We start from the raw sequence: 15171 nt of genomic DNA, 5'->3' as shown, positions 1-15171 counted from the left end.
CCGGACGCCGTTCTACCGCTTTCGCATTCGGGCGATAATTGGACAGCATCGAACAGGCTGTGCGGGGAAATGCACAATGACCGGTCTTGTCTTCTGATCTGGATGCCGTCGCGGCGATTGCAAGGGAACGCATCGCCCGGCGATCCGCTGGGCGGCTGGCGATTTTCGGAAGCTGGAACAACAGCGTGCGCCCACCGGTTGAGGCCTCCCATAAATTTCCCGTTGAACATTATCAAAAACTTTGAAATGTTCACGGATTGTTTCGGTTTCTTTTCTGAGCTATGTCACTTTCTCGGCGACGAGATCGTCTTTTCAGAACCAACCGCTGTAGAGATGCCTCATGCTTGACCCGAAATTCGTTCGCCGCGGCCTTTTCCTGGTCTTCATCATCCTTTTCCTCGACATTATCGGCATCGCCATCATCATGCCGGTGCTGCCCGCCTATCTGGAGCAGCTGACCGGTGGCAGCGTCAGCGATGCGGCGATCGACGGCGGCTGGCTGATGCTGGTCTATGCCGGCATGCAATTCCTGTTCGCGCCGCTGCTCGGAAACCTGTCCGACCGTTTCGGCCGCCGGCCGATCCTTTTGCTTTCGGTGCTAACCTTCGCGATCGATAATTTCATCTGCGGCATCGCCACCAGCTTCTGGATGCTGTTCGTCGGCCGTGTGCTTGCCGGCATCAGCGGCGGCAGTTTCGCCACCTGCTCAGCCTATATTGCCGATATCAGCACGGAGGAGAACCGGGCGAAGAATTTCGGGCTGATCGGTATCGCCTTCGGCGTCGGTTTCACCATCGGCCCTGTCGTCGGCGGTGTCCTCGGCGAATTCGGCCCGCGTGTGCCATTCCTCGGCGCGGCCGCGCTATCGCTTGTCAATTTCATCGCCGCCTGCTTCCTGCTGCCGGAGACGCTGGAGGCGAAGAACCGCCGCCGGTTCGAGTGGAAACGCGCCAACCCGCTCGGCGCTTTGCGCCAGATGCGCCATTATCCCGGCATCGGCTGGGTCAGCCTCGTTATGTTTCTGTTCTTCCTGGCGCATGCCGTCTATCCCTCGGTCTGGGCGTTCGTCTCGACCTATCGCTACGGCTGGAGCGAGGGGCAGATTGGCCTGTCGCTCGGCATTTATGGCATCGGCGCCGCGCTCGTCATGGGGCTGGTCCTGCCGCGGATCGTGCCGGTGCTCGGCGAGTGGAAAACCGCTCTTCTCGGTCTCTGCTTTTCAGCTGCAGGATTGACCGGCTATGCCTTCGCCTGGGAGGGCTGGGTGGTTTACGTCGTCATCGTCGCGACCGTCATCGAAAACGTCGCCGACCCGCCGCTGCGCAGCATCGCCGCCGGCATGGTGCCGCCTTCGGCGCAGGGTGAGCTGCAGGGCGCGCTTACCAGCCTCAGCAGCATCACCACCATTGTCGGGCCGCTGATCTTCACCCAGATGTTTTCCTATTTCACGCGGCCTGAGGCGCCTGTCACTTTTGCCGGCGCACCCTATCTTGCCGCCGCGCTGTTCATCCTGGTGGCCGCCGGTGTGTTCCTGCTGCGGGTCCGGGCCCGTGAGCCGGCCGAGGCGCTGGAAGCGGCCGGTTGATCGATCAGAAACGCTGATGCGATGATGAATTTTTCATCATCTGCCTCATTTGGGGTAGTTCTTTGCAGGGCTTTGATCTAAGCCCGGATGATATTTCGCCGCAAGCTGCGGCGACGCATATTTCAATCACAGGACTGGTGTCATGGACACGCCGATCGACGCGCGCAGGCTTGCGCCGACAAACGATAATCGTTGGGGCGCACATTTCCGTGCCACGCTGGCGCTCGGCATTCCGCTGATCGGCGCGCAGCTTGCCCAGCTCGGCATCAACACCACCGATGTGATGATCGTCGGCCGCCTCGGCGCCGAGCATCTGGCGGCAATGGTGCTTGCGGCGCAGTTCCTGTTCACGATCCTGATCTTCGGCTCGGGCTTTGCCATCGCCGTCATTCCGATGGTGGCGCAGGCCTATGGCCGCGGCGACCTCGTCTCGGTGCGACGGTCGCTGCGCATGGGCCTGTGGGTGGTGATCGCATACTGGGTCATCATGCAGCCGGCCTTCTTCAATTCGGAGCAGGTCCTCCTCTTCGCACAGCAGAAGCCCGAGGTGGCCAAGCTCGCCCACGGCTACATCATGATCGGCCAGTTCGGCGTGCTGCCGGCGCTGCTCTTCAACGTCATGCGCTCGCTCGTCAGCGCCATCGGCAAGGCTGGCATCATCCTCAACGTCACCATCGCCACGCTGGTGATGAACGCGATCTTCGCCTATATCCTCGTTCTCGGCCATTTCGGCTTTCCGGCGATGGGGCTCGAGGGCGCGGCGATCGTTTCGGTCGCCGTGCAGACGGCCGGCTTCCTCTTCATCCTGGCTTTCGTGCAGCGGCGCGAAGAGACGCGGCGCTACGAGATCTTCGTGCGGTTCTGGAAACCCGACTGGCACGCGCTGCTGGAGGTCATCCGGCTCGGTTTCCCGATCAGCGTCACCATCCTTGCCGAGGTCAGCCTGTTCACGGTGGCTTCGCTGCTGATGGGCTATATCGGCACCATCGAGCTTGCGGCTCATGGCATTGCCCTGCAATGGGCCTCGATCGCATTCATGATTCCGCTCGGCCTCAGCCAGGCGGCAACGGTGCGCGTCGGTGTCGCCCACGGGCAGGGCGATTATCAGGGGCTGGTGCGCGCTTCGATCACCGTGCTCATCCTCGCCTGCGCCATTTCGGCGGTGGGCAGCGTGCTCTTTGCCTCCATGCCGCAATTCCTCGGCAGCTGGTTCCTCGACGTCAACTCGCCCGAGGCGCCTGAGGTACTTGCCTATGCCGGGCCGTTGATCGTCGTTGCCGGGCTTTTCCAGCTTGTCGACGGGCTGCAGGTGATCGCCAATGGATTGCTGCGTGGCCTCAAGGACGCACGCGTGCCGATGATCATGGCGTTGATCGCCTATTGGCCGATCGGCTTCTTCCTCGCCTGGGCCTTTGCCTTCCCGCTGGGTTTCGGTGGCATCGGCATCTGGTTCGGCTTTCTCGTCGGGCTGGCGGCCGCCGCCGTCATGCTCTGCGCGCGCTTCTACCTTCTCCTTCGCCGGGAGGCGGAACTGGCCCACGCCTGAGCCGGCCGCCTCCGCCTTTAGGCCGCGACAGGCTTGTAGCCGGCGATATCGGCGTGAATGCCGAGACGCGCAAACATTTCCTGCGGATCGAAATTGGCGGCCCTGTGGGCCGCAGCGACGGCGGCCCGCGCGCGCTCGACGACTTCGGTATTTTCCCATTCGGCAATCGTGACGAAATTGAATTCGCCCGGACCGGCGACCTGCTCCAGCACCCTGTGATCAATGAAACCGTCCTGCGCCTCCAACACCTTGTGGGTCATCATCACTTTGACGAGAAATTCCTCGCGTGCCGCCGCCGGCACGATGAACTTGTCTACACGAAAGAAAGCTCCGCTCATCCAGTTTTCTCCTGCATCAGATGTCTGCAGGCAGATCTGTAATTCCTCAAGTTAAGCTGAGGTCAATAGGCGGATAAAGAAAAAGGCCCGCCTGGGCGAACCTTTGGGCTACTGACAAAGCGGCCAACTCCTCTTTCGTCATGCTCGGGCTTGTCCCGAGCATCTGCCTTCGGTCGATATGTGGCAGATCCTCGGCACAGGGCCGAGGATGACGAAGAGTGAGGTTTGTCAACAAGTCAAAGGCCAACCTTGGCGGTCGGAAATCGCTAGAAATCAGCGTTCGGCGAGCGCCGGTTCGCCCTTCTTCTCGCGCACCATGTTGATGAAGCGGCGGAAGAGGTAGTGGCTGTCCTGCGGACCGGGAGAGGCTTCCGGATGGTGCTGGACGGAGAAGACCTGCTTGCCGAGGACGCGCAGGCCGCAATTGGTGCCGTCGAAAAGCGAAATATGAGTCTCTTCAACGCCATCCGGCAGCGACTTCGAGTCGACCGCGAAGCCGTGGTTCATCGAGACGATCTCGACCTTGCCGGTCGTATGGTCCTTGACGGGGTGGTTGGCGCCGTGATGGCCCTGATGCATCTTCTCGGTCTTCGCGCCGAGTGCCAGGCCCAGCATCTGGTGGCCGAGGCAGATGCCGAAGACCGGGATATCGGTCTTGATCAGTGTCTTGATCACAGGCACGGCATAGTCGCCGGTTGCCGCCGGATCGCCCGGGCCGTTCGACAGGAAGATGCCGTCCGGCTGCATGGCGAGCACGTCTTCGGCGCTCGTTGCGGCCGGCACGACAGTCACTTTGCAGTCGAGGCCGGCAAACAGGCGCAGGATGTTGCGCTTGACGCCGTAATCGAGGCAGACGACGTGGTATTTCGCGTCTGTCGCCTTGAGTTCACCGTAACCTTCATTCCACACCCACGGCGTTTCGGTCCATTGCGAGGACTGGCCCGACGAGGCGATCTTGGCGAGGTCGAGACCTTCAAGGCCGCTCCAGGCTTTAGCCTCGGCCTTCAGCGTCTCGATGTCGAAGACACCGTTCGGATCGTGGGCGATGACCGCGTTCGGAGCGCCGTTCTCACGGATCCAGGCGGTCAGCGCGCGCGTGTCGATGCCGCAGAGACCGATGACGCCGCGGGCCTTCAGCCATTGGTCGAGGTGCTTGGCGGCGCGGTAGTTCGAGGGCTCAGTGATGTCGGCCTTGAAGATGACGCCGACGGCGCCGTGGCGGGCGGCAGGCGTCAGGTCCTCGATGTCTTCATCATTGGTGCCGATATTGCCGATATGCGGGAAGGTGAAGGTGACGATCTGGCCGAGATAGGAGGGGTCCGTCAGGATCTCCTCATAGCCGGTAAGCGCCGTGTTGAAGACCACCTCGGCCGGCACCTTGCCGGTGGCGCCGATGCCCTTGCCTTCGATGACCGTGCCGTCGGCAAGAACGAGCAGGGCGGTCGGCTTTTCGATTGTCCAGGGTGCTGTCGCGGTCATCTTCATCCCGTTTCCGGCAGGTGGGCGCGTTGTCGCGCTCGTCGCCATTTGATTTCGCAGGCGTGTGGACACGGCAATGCCGCGCGCTTCAGGCCTGATCACGAATTTTGGTGCAGGTGGCGGTAAATAGCCACGCAATCGCTTAGCGTCAATCTTTGTAGCCGAGATCGCGGCCGTTTTCCTGCGCTTTATCGCGCTGACCGCGCAATTTATTTGATCCGCCGCATCAGCGTGGTTTATGAAGCGGCATCAAAACAGGAGTGAAGACCATGCTGCGCGATCAACTCGCCACCCAGCTGAAAGAGGCGATGAAGGCCAAGAATGCGGAGCGGCTTTCCACCGTCCGGCTGATTCAGGCCGCGGTCAAGGACCGCGATATCGCCAACCGCGGCACCGGTAAGGAGCAGGCGAGCGACGACGAGATCCTGCAGATTCTCGCCAAAATGGTGAAGCAGCGTGACGAATCGGCAAAGATCTACGAGGAGAATTCCCGGCCGGAGCTTGCCGCCAAGGAGCGCGCCGAAATCATCGTCATCCAGGATTTCATGCCGAAGCAGCTTTCGGACGGCGAAGTGCGCGCCAATGTCTCGGCGATCATCGCCGAGACCGGTGCCGCGGGCGCCAAGGACATGGGCAAGGTAATGGCGGCGCTGAAGGAGCGTTATGCCGGCCAGATGGATTTCGCCAAGGCATCGGCGACCGTCAAGGAACTGTTGAACGGATAAGCCTCAGATAACCCGTCTTGCCTGCGGTTCGTCACGGACCGCAGGCCCGAGCACCGCTTCGGCGGCGGCATCGATGATGGCGAATTTCGCCGCCTGATAATTCCAATATTCGCGGATGAAATGGGCCGACAGCCAGAAGTCGCCCTTGCGGGAGGGGTCGGTCCAGCCGATACTCTCCATGGTCGCTGCCTGCATCAGAAGCCGCTTCAGATGGGTGTTGGAGATCATGAACTGTTCGCGGATTTCCCTGAGCGACAGAGGGCCAAGCACGACGCGGTCCGCCGTCCTTGGAAATTCGGGAAGGCGCGAGATCAGGTAGTCCATCACCAGCCCGCCGGAATTTGCCCAGTTGAAGAGGTTGAAGGTGGCGCCCGGATTACGCACCGCTTCACTTCCTATGATCGCCCTCGCAATCGGTGGCTGGATCGCTGCCATCATCGCCGAGGGGTTGGCGGTGATCTTATCGGCGCGCTCACCGCCGTCGAGGCTGTCGAGGATCATCATATGGGCTACGAGCCATCGGGTGAAATGCTGCTCGGCGATTTCGGTGGGCTCGAGGTAGCGTGTGCGCTTATCGGGGCCGGGAACCGGTCGCAGGAAGCGATAGGCCAGCATTTCCTGCATGAAGGCCGCGGCCGTGTTGCGGCTGGCGATGTTGTTCCTGACCGCAAAATCGATGAAGCGGCCGGAATAGAGGCCGCCGCTCTTCCCGTCGTCGGAATAACCGTAGTGAAGCGCAAAGCCGGCATGGGCCATCAGCCAGCGCTGCTGCGCGGCGAAGATCGAAGCGATGCGCGGGCTCTCGCGATAGATGGCGAGCATCTGATCGGCGCAATGGAGGATGGCAGCGAGAAAGCGATCGTCTGCTGCAAGATTATCCGCGGTAAAAGCCATTTGGAGAGGTCCAGGGAGTTCGGCGCATACATCTTTCATGCAAGCGCCGCCTGTCAACGATTTTATCGATAAGCGGTTAATTTTAAAGGGAGAGTTGTCGCAGGAGAGCCAAAAATTTAAGAAGGCAGGAGCTGGGGGCGCTCCTGCCTTCTTGCTCTTTGCGTCCACCGGCACGCAGGGCCGAAGCCCAAGCCGGAGGGTATTTGCAAAGGCACCCTTGCGAAGCGGCGCCGGGGGTAGGGATGGTGCTTCGCTCGGGGATCGCTTTGTTGAGATCGAACCTATTGCGGCGCGGCGGCTTATTCAAATTACAAAAAAATAATAATTGCCGGAATCGGCGGTTTGGGAGGCGTCGAAGCGGACCCTCGGGAGGTGGCGCTAGGGATGATGAGAAGCAATCATCTGAGGGGATAATCTTTTGTTTCCAAAAGATTTTCTCTCAACTCTGTTAGAGGTCGCCGCTCCTGCTCAAGCTTTTCTGACGGCAGAATTCCGGCTCCGAAGGGACAATAATGTCGCACCCTGTCGCAGGGGGCGATAACGCGTTGTTGATTGGATAACCGGAGGCGGCAATGATGGCCGCATAGCCTGTGAATAGCGGGTTTTCATGACAAGTTTCATGGCGTGGAGCGGCAAAGCAGCTTATATGAAGGCTGATCAAGAGGTATAAATGCGCTTTTCCAACACCTTTCTCGATGATATTCGCGACCGCGTTCCGATTTCGAACGTGATTGCGCGTCGCGTCAGCTGGGACAAGCGCAAGACAAACGTGTCGCGCGGCGATTACTGGGCCTGCTGCCCGTTCCACGGCGAGAAATCGCCGAGCTTCCATTGCGAGGACCGAAAGGGCCGCTATCACTGCTTCGGCTGCGGCGTCACCGGCGACCATTTCCGCTTTCTCACCGAGCTGGAGGGCCTGAGTTTCCCCGAGGCGGTGCAGCAGATCGCCGATATGGCCGGCGTGCCGATGCCACTGGCCGATCCTGTGATGGAGAAGCGCGAGAAAGAGCGCGGCTCGCTGATCGACGTCATGGAAATGGCGACGCAATTTTTCCAGGATCAGCTGCAGACGTCGAATGGGGCGAGGGCGCGCGCCTATCTGCGCGACCGCGGATTGACGGGGCGCACCATCGAGACCTTCCGTCTCGGCTATGCACCCGACAGCCGCAATGCGCTCAAGGAATTCCTCGCCGGCAAGGGTGTCTCCAAGGATCAGATCGAGGCCTGCGGTCTGGTTGTCCATGAAAACGTGCCGGTTTCCTACGATCGTTTCCGCGACCGCATCATGTTCCCGATCCTGTCGTCGCGGGAAAAGGTGATCGCTTTCGGCGGCCGCGCCATGTCGGCTGACGCGCCGGCGAAATATCTGAACTCCAACGAGACGGAGCTCTTCCACAAGGGCAATGTCCTTTACAATTTCGCCCGTGCGCGGCGCGCGATCCAGGGACCGGGCCGCGGCGACCCTCAGGACGATAATGCGACCGGCACCATTATTGCCGTCGAAGGCTATATGGACGTGATCGCGCTGCATCAGGCGGGCATCGAGAATGCCGTCGCGCCGCTCGGCACGGCGCTCACCGAAAACCAGCTCGAGTTGCTGTGGAAGATGGTGCCGCAGCCGATGCTCTGCTTCGACGGCGACGGCGCCGGCATCCGCGCGGCCAATCGCGCCGCCGAACTGGCGCTGCCGCATCTGAAGCCCGGGCGTTCTGTTCGCTTCGCGCTTCTGCCCGACGGCAAGGATCCCGACGATCTCGTGCGCGATGACGGGCGCGCGCCTTTCGACAAGGTAATGAGCCAGGCAAAGCCGCTCTCCGAGATGCTGTGGAGCCGGGAGGTCAACACCGGCAAGTTCGACACGCCGGAGGCGCGCGCCGAGCTCGAGGCGCGGCTGAAGCAACTGGTCGCCGTCATCGCAGACGAGAATGTGCGTCGCCACTACCAGCAGGATATTCGCGATCGGCTGAACGCCTTCTTCCAGCCGCAGTTCCAGAACCGCAACAATGGCGATCGCCGCGGCGGCTTCAACGGCAATGGCAATTACCGGACGGGCCGCGACAATGCGGGCAAGGCAGGGCCGAAAAGCCCCAGCGTCATTTCAGAAAGGCTCGCCCGCTCAGGCCCCGTGCGCGGCCACCAGAACAATACGGCGCTGCGCGAATGCGTGCTGGCGCTGACCGTCGTCAATCACCCTTCGCTGATGATCGACGATTATGACGAAATAGCCGCGATTGAATATGACAGCCGCGAGCTGCAGCGGCTCTGGTCGGCGATGCTGGGAGCAGCCGCGGCCGTCGCCGGCCCGCATCTGACGCGCGAATATCTGACCGAAAGACTGGAATTCGAAGGCTTCGGCCCGCTCATCAAGAGCCTCGACCAACAGGTGCGCAATGCCCGGCTGTGGATCGCGACCGAGGAGGCGGCGATGGAAGATGCGCGTGAGGGATACCGCCAGGCGCTGGCCTCCCACAAGCGAGCGAAGGCGCTACGCCGGCAGAAGATCGAGCTCGAGCGCGAGATCGCGCTGGCAACCGAAGCCGGCGACGGCGAGGCGATCGTTCAACTGATGCGCGCGCAGCAGGAAGTGCATTTTGAAGGGGTGCGCCTTGAGAACCAGGAGGCCATCATCGATGGCTTCGGCGTGCTTTCCGGCCGCGTCAAAGGAGCGGCGAACCACTGATGTCGCTGACCGAACGAAACGAACCGGGCTTTTCGGCTTCCGGCGCGCTGTTTTCTTCCGGCCGCTCGCCGCTCGATATCCTCAAGCAAGTCTACGGCTATTCCTCCTTCCGCGGCAAGCAGCAGCAGGTGGTCGAGCATATGGTCTCCGGCGGCGATGCGGTCGTGCTCTTTCCCACGGGCGCCGGCAAATCCCTGTGTTTCCAGATCCCGGCACTCTGCCGCGACGGCGTCGGCATCGTCGTTTCGCCGCTGATTGCGCTGATGCGCGATCAGGTGGAGGCGATGAAGCAGCTCGGCATCCGCGCCGCAGCACTTAATTCCTCGCTGTCGCGCGAGGAGTTCGTCGAGGTTCGCCGCGCGCTTTCGGCAGGCCAGCTCGACCTTCTCTACGTGACGCCCGAGCGCATTTTGACCGATGGTTTCCGCGAGCTGATCGCCAACGAGAAGATCGCGCTGTTTGCCATCGACGAGGCCCATTGCGTCTCGCAATGGGGCCATGATTTCCGACCGGAATATCGCGAACTCGGCCGGCTCGGCGAGCAATATCCCGGTGTGCCCAGGGTGGCGCTGACGGCGACGGCCGATCCGCATACGCGTGACGACATGATCGAGCGGCTGGGTTTGGATACAGCCCGGATCTTCACCACCAGCTTTGACCGACCGAATATTGCCTACGAGATCGTCGAGCGTGACCAGCCGCGCCAACAGCTGTTGCGGTTCCTGTCCGGCCACAAGGGCGACAGTGGCATCGTCTATTGCCTGTCGCGCGCCAAGGTCGAGGATACCGCCGAATGGCTGAACGGGCAGGGCATCCGCGCGCGCGCCTATCATGCCGGCATGGACAGGGCGGTTCGTGACGCCAATCAGGATGCCTTCCTGAAAGAAGAGAACCTTTGCCTGGTCGCCACCGTCGCCTTCGGCATGGGCATCGACAAACCGAACGTGCGTTATGTCGCCCATCTCGACCTGCCGGGTTCGGTGGAAGCCTATTATCAGGAGACAGGCCGCGCCGGACGCGACGGCCTGCCGTCTGAGGTCTGGATGGCCTATGGCATGGCCGACGTCATCCAGCGCGGCCGGATGATCGACGAGGGCAGTGCCGCCGCCGAGATCAAGCGGGTCGAGCGCGCCAAGCTCAACGCATTGCTGGCGATCTGCGAGACCGCCTCCTGCCGCCGCCAGGCAATCCTTGCCCATTTCGGCGAGGCGCATGCCGGACAATGCGGCAATTGCGACACCTGCCTGAAGCCGGTCGAGACCTGGGAGGGCACGGAGGCGGCGATCAAGGCGCTGGCGGCGGTCTACCGCACCGGCGAGCGTTTCGGCGCTGGCCATGTCGTCGATGTCCTCCTCGGCAACGTCAACGAAAAGACCGAACGTTTCGGCCATGCCGAAATGCCGGTCTTTGGCGCCGGCAAGGATATTCCAGCGCGCGTCTGGCAGTCGGTCTTCCGCCAGTTGCTCGCCATGGGATTGATCCGCGTCGACCACGAGGCCTTCGGGGCGCTGAAGCTCGAGCCGGAGGCGCGCTCCGTCTTCAAGCACGAGCGGCAGGTGTTCTTCCGCAAGGACCGGCCGGCCTCGGAACGGCGCACGAAGAAGGCGGAGCGCAGCGAGCGCAAATCGGGATTATCGGGCGCCGACGGCAGTCTCTTCGAGGCGCTCAGGGCCGAGCGCATGGCGATTGCGAAATCGCTCGGCGTGCCGCCCTATGTCGTCTTTCCCGATACGACGCTGATCGCCTTTGCCACGGAGAAGCCACGCAGCCGCAAGGAATTGCTCGCCATATCAGGCGTCGGGCAGGCGAAGCTCGAACGCTACGGCGATGCCTTTTTGGAGATCATCCTGGCGCAGGACAACGGCTGAGCGGACTGGTCTGATCCTTGAGATCGGGCGAGGGGGCATGGTAGATGCTTGCCTCTAAAGGAGGAGCGCCGATGGCCCAGAATATCTACGACCGACCGGAATTCTTCGCCGGATATAGCGGCATGAGACGATCCGTTCACGGGCTCGACGGAGCATCCGAATGGCCGGCGGTGCGCGCCTTGCTGCCCGATCTTTCCGGCAAGCGTGTTGTCGATCTCGGTTGCGGCTTCGGCTGGTTTTCGCGTTTTGCCGTGAGCCAGGGTGCTGCAAGCGTGCTGGCGCTCGACATCTCGGAAAAGATGATCGCCAGAGCGAGGGCAGATATGACTGAAGCAGCGATCACCTACGAGATCGCCGATCTCGAGCATCTCAGGCTTGCTCAAGCCTCCTTCGATTTCGCCTATAGCTCGCTGGCGCTGCATTATATCGAGGGTTTCGCCGGTCTCGCCGCGACCGTCTATCGCGCGCTTTTGCCGGGATCGCAATTCGTCTTCACCATCGAACATCCGATCTTCATGGCGCCGACCAATCCCGCCTGGGCAACCGATGCCGAGGGGCGGCGTATCTGGCCGCTCGACCGCTATTCCGTCGAAGGTCCGCGCACCACCGACTGGCTCGCCAAGGGTGTCGTCAAACAGCATCGCAAGCTCGGCACGACGCTCAACACCTTGATCGCGGCCGGTTTTGCCATTCGCCATGTCGAGGAGTGGAGCCCGAACGAAGATGAGCTCCAAGACAATCCAGACTGGGCGGAGGAGATGGACCGGCCGATGTTCCTGCTGATCTCGGTCCAGCGCTGAGAAGACAAGCCGGCGGCAATATGCTAACCCGGCGGTAGCGCATCGGCCCGAAAATCGGAATCGATTTTTGGAAAGCACGATGCGCAGATTAAAAGTGTAACAGCGTCCTTTGCGCGTCTGATAAGACGCGCGGCGCTGTAGGGAAATCTCTGGGAAAGGCCGTCCATGACCTCGCAATTTCTCTCCCATCTCAGCAACGAGATTTCGGCGCTGAAGGATGCCGGTCTCTACAAATCCGAGCGCGTCATCAGCTCCAAGCAGGCGGGCGAGATCGCGATTTCCACCGGCGAGCGGGTGCTGAATTTCTGCGCCAACAACTATCTCGGCCTTGCCGACAACGAGGAACTGGCCGAGGCCGGCAAGCAGGCGCTCGACCGATACGGCTATGGCATGGCCTCGGTGCGTTTCATCTGCGGCACGCAGGAAGAGCATAAGCAGCTCGAGACGCGCATCTCCTCCTTCCTCGGCATGGAAGACACGATCCTCTATTCATCCTGCTTCGACGCCAATGGCGGCCTGTTCGAGACGCTGCTGTCGGAAGAGGACGCGATCATCTCCGACGCGCTGAACCACGCCTCGATCATCGACGGCGTCAGGCTTTCGAAGGCCAAGCGCTTCCGCTACGCCAACAACGATATGGCAGCGCTCGAAGAAGAGCTGAAGAAGGCCGAAGGCAGCCGCTTCAAGTTGGTCGCCACCGACGGTGTCTTCTCGATGGACGGGATCATCGCCAATCTCGGCGGCGTCTGCGATCTTGCCGAGAAATACGGCGCGATGGTCATGGTCGATGACAGCCATGCTGTCGGCTTCGTCGGCAAGAACGGCCGTGGGTCGCCGGAATATTGCGGCGTCGAGGGCCGGATCGACATCATCACCGGCACGCTCGGCAAAGCGCTCGGCGGCGCCTCGGGCGGTTATACTTCGGCGAAGGCCGAGGTTGTGGAGTGGCTGCGGCAGCGCTCGCGGCCCTATCTGTTCTCGAATACGCTGGCGCCCGTTATCGCCGCCGCCTCGCTCAAGGTGTTCGACCTCATCGAAGACGGCGATACCCTGCGCAAGCGGCTTTCGGACAATGCCGATCTCTTCCGCAGCGAAATGACCAAGCTCGGCTTCACGCTCGCCGGCGAAGGCCATCCGATCATCCCCGTCATGCTTGGCGATGCCAAACTCGCCCAGGATATGGCAAGCCTGATGCTGAAGAAGGGGATCTATGTGATCGGCTTTTCCTTCCCCGTCGTGCCGAAAGGCCAGGCCCGCATCCGCACGCAGATGTCGGCGGCGCATTCGCGAGTGGATGTGGAGCGGGCGATCGCGGCCTTTGCCGAGGCAGGGCGGGAACTGGGTGTGATCTGAGTTTGACGGCGTGCCGTGTCGCCCCCTCATCCGCCCTACGGGCACCTTCTCCCCGCTGGGGAGAAGAGGGGATAGCAAAGTCGGGCGCCAAGTAAGGGTGGATATTGTCGATGTCGAACATGATGAAGGCGCTGGTCAAAGCAAAACCCGAGGTCGGGCTTTGGATGGAGAATGTGCCGATGCCCGAGGTCGGGCCGAACGACGTGCTTATCCGGGTGAAGAAATCGGCGATCTGCGGCACTGACGTCCATATCTGGAACTGGGACCAGTGGGCGCAGAAGACCATTCCGGTGCCGATGGTGGTTGGCCATGAATTCTCCGGCGAGATCGCCGAGATCGGTTCGGCGGTCACCCGCTATCATATCGGCGAGCGGGTCTCCGGCGAGGGGCATATCGTCTGCGGCAAGTGCCGCAACTGCCGGGCGGGCAGGGGGCATCTCTGCCGCAACACGCTCGGTGTCGGCGTCAACCGCCCGGGTTCGTTCGGTGAGTTCGTCTGCATTCCGGAAAGCAATGTCGTGCCGATCCCGGATGATATTTCCGACGAGATCGCCGCGATCTTCGATCCGTTCGGCAATGCCGTGCACACCGCGCTTTCCTTCGATCTCGTCGGTGAGGACGTGCTCGTCACCGGCGCCGGGCCGATCGGCATCATGGGCGCGCTCGTCGCCAAACGATCCGGCGCCCGCAAGGTCGTCATCACCGATATCAATCCGCACCGGCTGGAGCTGGCGCGCAAGCTCGGCATCGACCACGTCGTCGACGCATCGAAGGAAAACCTCGCCGACGTGATGAAGGCGATCGGCATGACGGAGGGTTTCGACGTCGGGCTCGAAATGTCGGGGGCCGCACCTGCCTTCCGCGACATGATCGACAAGATGAACAATGGCGGCAAGATCGCCATCCTCGGCATCGCGCCGGCGGGCTTCGAAATCGACTGGAACAAGGTGATCTTCAAGATGCTCAATCTCAAGGGCATCTACGGCCGCGAGATGTTCGAGACCTGGTACAAGATGATCGCCTTCGTCCAAGGCGGCCTCGATCTCGCGCCCATCATCACCCACCGGATCGGCATCGACGATTTCCGCGACGGCTTCGAGGCGATGCGGTCGGGCAATTCCGGCAAGGTTGTGATGGACTGGATGTGAGGAGACGACATGCTCTATGAAGGAAGCTGCCATTGCGGCAACGTGGCTTTCGAGGTCGAAGGCGAATTCACCGAGGCGCTCGACTGCAATTGTTCGCTTTGCCGCAGGCGCGGCGGACTTCTCGCCTTCGTGCCGCGCGAGAAGCTGGTGCTGAAAACGCCGGAGGACAATGTCTCGACCTATACTTTCAACCGGCATGTCATCCGGCATCACTTCTGCGCCAATTGCGGCATCGCACCGTTCGGCGAGGCTGTGGGTCCGAACGGCGCGGCAATGGCTTCTATCAATCTGCGCTGCATTCCCGCGGTCGATATCGGCGCGCTGACGGTGAAGGCGTATGACGGCGCGGCGCGTTAGCCGATATCCGTCAGGCAATGGCGAACAGATCCTCGGCGCAACTGCGAAAGTGGTGGAAACGACTGGTGCGGCGGGCAAAATATTTGCTGCCCTTGTCTTTTGTTCGCCGCATCTTAAATAAGGGTTCGCAATCGCTGCCGCGGTTCAAAGCCTGTGGATAAGGCTTTTTCCGTATTTTTGTGGGCTTTTTTTCCGGAAAAGCTTGACGAGAACAAAAAATGTGGGAATCACCGTTCGACTTGTTGAATGGTGAACTGGGTCAAGGCGGATCGCGCAACCATGGCCGGAAATCCAAGAGCAAGAAAGCTTTGCTGTCCGGTGCCGGTAATCGTGGTTAATCAGGCTTTAAATGTCATCCCGTTAGGTGGGCAAAGGTGATTCGAGGGCGGCGCGTGCGG

Annotated in this window: 12 protein-coding genes; 9 read left to right on the top strand and 3 right to left on the bottom strand. The window is 61.4% G+C overall.

Translation table 11 applies throughout. The annotated features are described in order from the left end of the window. Nucleotides 1–340 precede the first annotated feature (340 nt). Nucleotides 341–1585, top strand: coding sequence for a TCR/Tet family MFS transporter (locus tag AC25BC_RS15010; protein ID WP_012758390.1), 1245 nt, complete (start codon nt 341–343; stop codon nt 1583–1585). Between the two features lie 142 nt (nt 1586–1727). After that, nucleotides 1728–3131, top strand: coding sequence for an MATE family efflux transporter (locus AC25BC_RS15005; protein ID WP_012758389.1), 1404 nt, complete (start codon nt 1728–1730; stop codon nt 3129–3131). A 17-nt stretch (nt 3132–3148) separates the two neighbouring features. Here AC25BC_RS15005 and AC25BC_RS15000 read toward each other — a convergent pair whose 3' ends face one another. Together AC25BC_RS15000 and carA are read right to left on the bottom strand one after the other, a co-directional pair. Next, the gene (locus AC25BC_RS15000) at nt 3149–3469 is read right to left on the bottom strand and encodes an antibiotic biosynthesis monooxygenase family protein (RefSeq protein WP_012758388.1); all 321 of its coding nucleotides are present in this window, start codon (nt 3467–3469) and stop codon (nt 3149–3151) included. A gap of 273 nt (nt 3470–3742) precedes the next feature. Further along, complete coding sequence (carA, locus tag AC25BC_RS14995) at nt 3743–4948, bottom strand: glutamine-hydrolyzing carbamoyl-phosphate synthase small subunit (RefSeq protein WP_011652894.1); 1206 nt, start codon at nt 4946–4948, stop codon at nt 3743–3745. A 269-nt stretch (nt 4949–5217) separates the two neighbouring features. On the opposite strand from carA, the gene AC25BC_RS14990 reads away from it, so the two are divergent. Next, on the top strand, nt 5218–5673 hold the full coding sequence (locus AC25BC_RS14990) for a GatB/YqeY domain-containing protein (RefSeq protein WP_012758386.1): 456 nt from the start codon (nt 5218–5220) through the stop codon (nt 5671–5673). Between the two features lie 3 nt (nt 5674–5676). Here the strand turns inward: AC25BC_RS14990 and AC25BC_RS14985 are convergent, their stop codons facing one another. After that, nucleotides 5677–6567, bottom strand: a complete 891-nt coding sequence (locus AC25BC_RS14985) for a hypothetical protein (protein ID WP_128438209.1) — start codon at nt 6565–6567, stop codon at nt 5677–5679. Nucleotides 6568–7237: 670 nt separating this feature from the next. On the opposite strand from AC25BC_RS14985, the gene dnaG reads away from it, so the two are divergent. The 6 genes from dnaG (at nt 7238) to AC25BC_RS14955 (ending at nt 14773) form a co-directional block, all read left to right on the top strand. Further along, a complete protein-coding gene (gene dnaG, locus AC25BC_RS14980) occupies nt 7238–9247 on the top strand; it encodes a DNA primase (protein ID WP_012758384.1) in 2010 nt (669 codons plus the stop codon). Next, on the top strand, nt 9247–11115 hold the full coding sequence (gene recQ / locus AC25BC_RS14975) for a DNA helicase RecQ (protein ID WP_012758383.1): 1869 nt from the start codon (nt 9247–9249) through the stop codon (nt 11113–11115). The genes dnaG and recQ overlap by 1 nt, the downstream gene beginning before the upstream one ends. Nucleotides 11116–11186: 71 nt before the next feature. Continuing rightward, nucleotides 11187–11915 (top strand): class I SAM-dependent methyltransferase, encoded by a 729-nt coding sequence (locus AC25BC_RS14970; protein WP_012758382.1) that lies wholly within the window; start codon nt 11187–11189, stop codon nt 11913–11915. 165 nt (nt 11916–12080) lie between these two features. Then, nucleotides 12081–13268, top strand: coding sequence for a glycine C-acetyltransferase (locus AC25BC_RS14965; RefSeq protein WP_012758381.1), 1188 nt, complete (start codon nt 12081–12083; stop codon nt 13266–13268). Between the two features lie 110 nt (nt 13269–13378). Beyond that, a complete protein-coding gene (gene tdh, locus AC25BC_RS14960) occupies nt 13379–14416 on the top strand; it encodes an L-threonine 3-dehydrogenase (RefSeq protein WP_012758380.1) in 1038 nt (345 codons plus the stop codon). Nucleotides 14417–14425: 9 nt separating this feature from the next. Beyond that, nucleotides 14426–14773 carry a GFA family protein gene (locus tag AC25BC_RS14955; RefSeq protein WP_003561203.1) on the top strand — a complete coding sequence of 116 codons (348 nt, stop codon included), beginning with the start codon at nt 14426–14428 and terminating at the stop codon, nt 14771–14773. Nucleotides 14774–15171 lie beyond the last annotated feature (398 nt).

The sequence above is a fragment of the Rhizobium sp. WSM409 genome (assembly GCF_057653825.1).
This window is presented reverse-complemented; position numbering and strand designations above follow the sequence as displayed.

Coding starts and splice junctions, on each gene's coding strand:
- recQ (WP_012758383.1), top strand. CDS start 9,247: ATGTCGCTGACCGAACGAAACGAACCGGGCTTTTCGGCTTCCGGCGCG.
- AC25BC_RS14955 (WP_003561203.1), top strand. CDS start 14,426: ATGCTCTATGAAGGAAGCTGCCATTGCGGCAACGTGGCTTTCGAGGTC.
- AC25BC_RS14990 (WP_012758386.1), top strand. CDS start 5,218: ATGCTGCGCGATCAACTCGCCACCCAGCTGAAAGAGGCGATGAAGGCC.
- AC25BC_RS14965 (WP_012758381.1), top strand. CDS start 12,081: ATGACCTCGCAATTTCTCTCCCATCTCAGCAACGAGATTTCGGCGCTG.
- AC25BC_RS15010 (WP_012758390.1), top strand. CDS start 341: ATGCTTGACCCGAAATTCGTTCGCCGCGGCCTTTTCCTGGTCTTCATC.
- AC25BC_RS15005 (WP_012758389.1), top strand. CDS start 1,728: ATGGACACGCCGATCGACGCGCGCAGGCTTGCGCCGACAAACGATAAT.
- AC25BC_RS14970 (WP_012758382.1), top strand. CDS start 11,187: ATGGCCCAGAATATCTACGACCGACCGGAATTCTTCGCCGGATATAGC.
- carA (WP_011652894.1), bottom strand. CDS start 4,948: ATGACCGCGACAGCACCCTGGACAATCGAAAAGCCGACCGCCCTGCTC.
- tdh (WP_012758380.1), top strand. CDS start 13,379: ATGTCGAACATGATGAAGGCGCTGGTCAAAGCAAAACCCGAGGTCGGG.
- AC25BC_RS14985 (WP_128438209.1), bottom strand. CDS start 6,567: ATGGCTTTTACCGCGGATAATCTTGCAGCAGACGATCGCTTTCTCGCT.
- AC25BC_RS15000 (WP_012758388.1), bottom strand. CDS start 3,469: ATGAGCGGAGCTTTCTTTCGTGTAGACAAGTTCATCGTGCCGGCGGCG.
- dnaG (WP_012758384.1), top strand. CDS start 7,238: ATGCGCTTTTCCAACACCTTTCTCGATGATATTCGCGACCGCGTTCCG.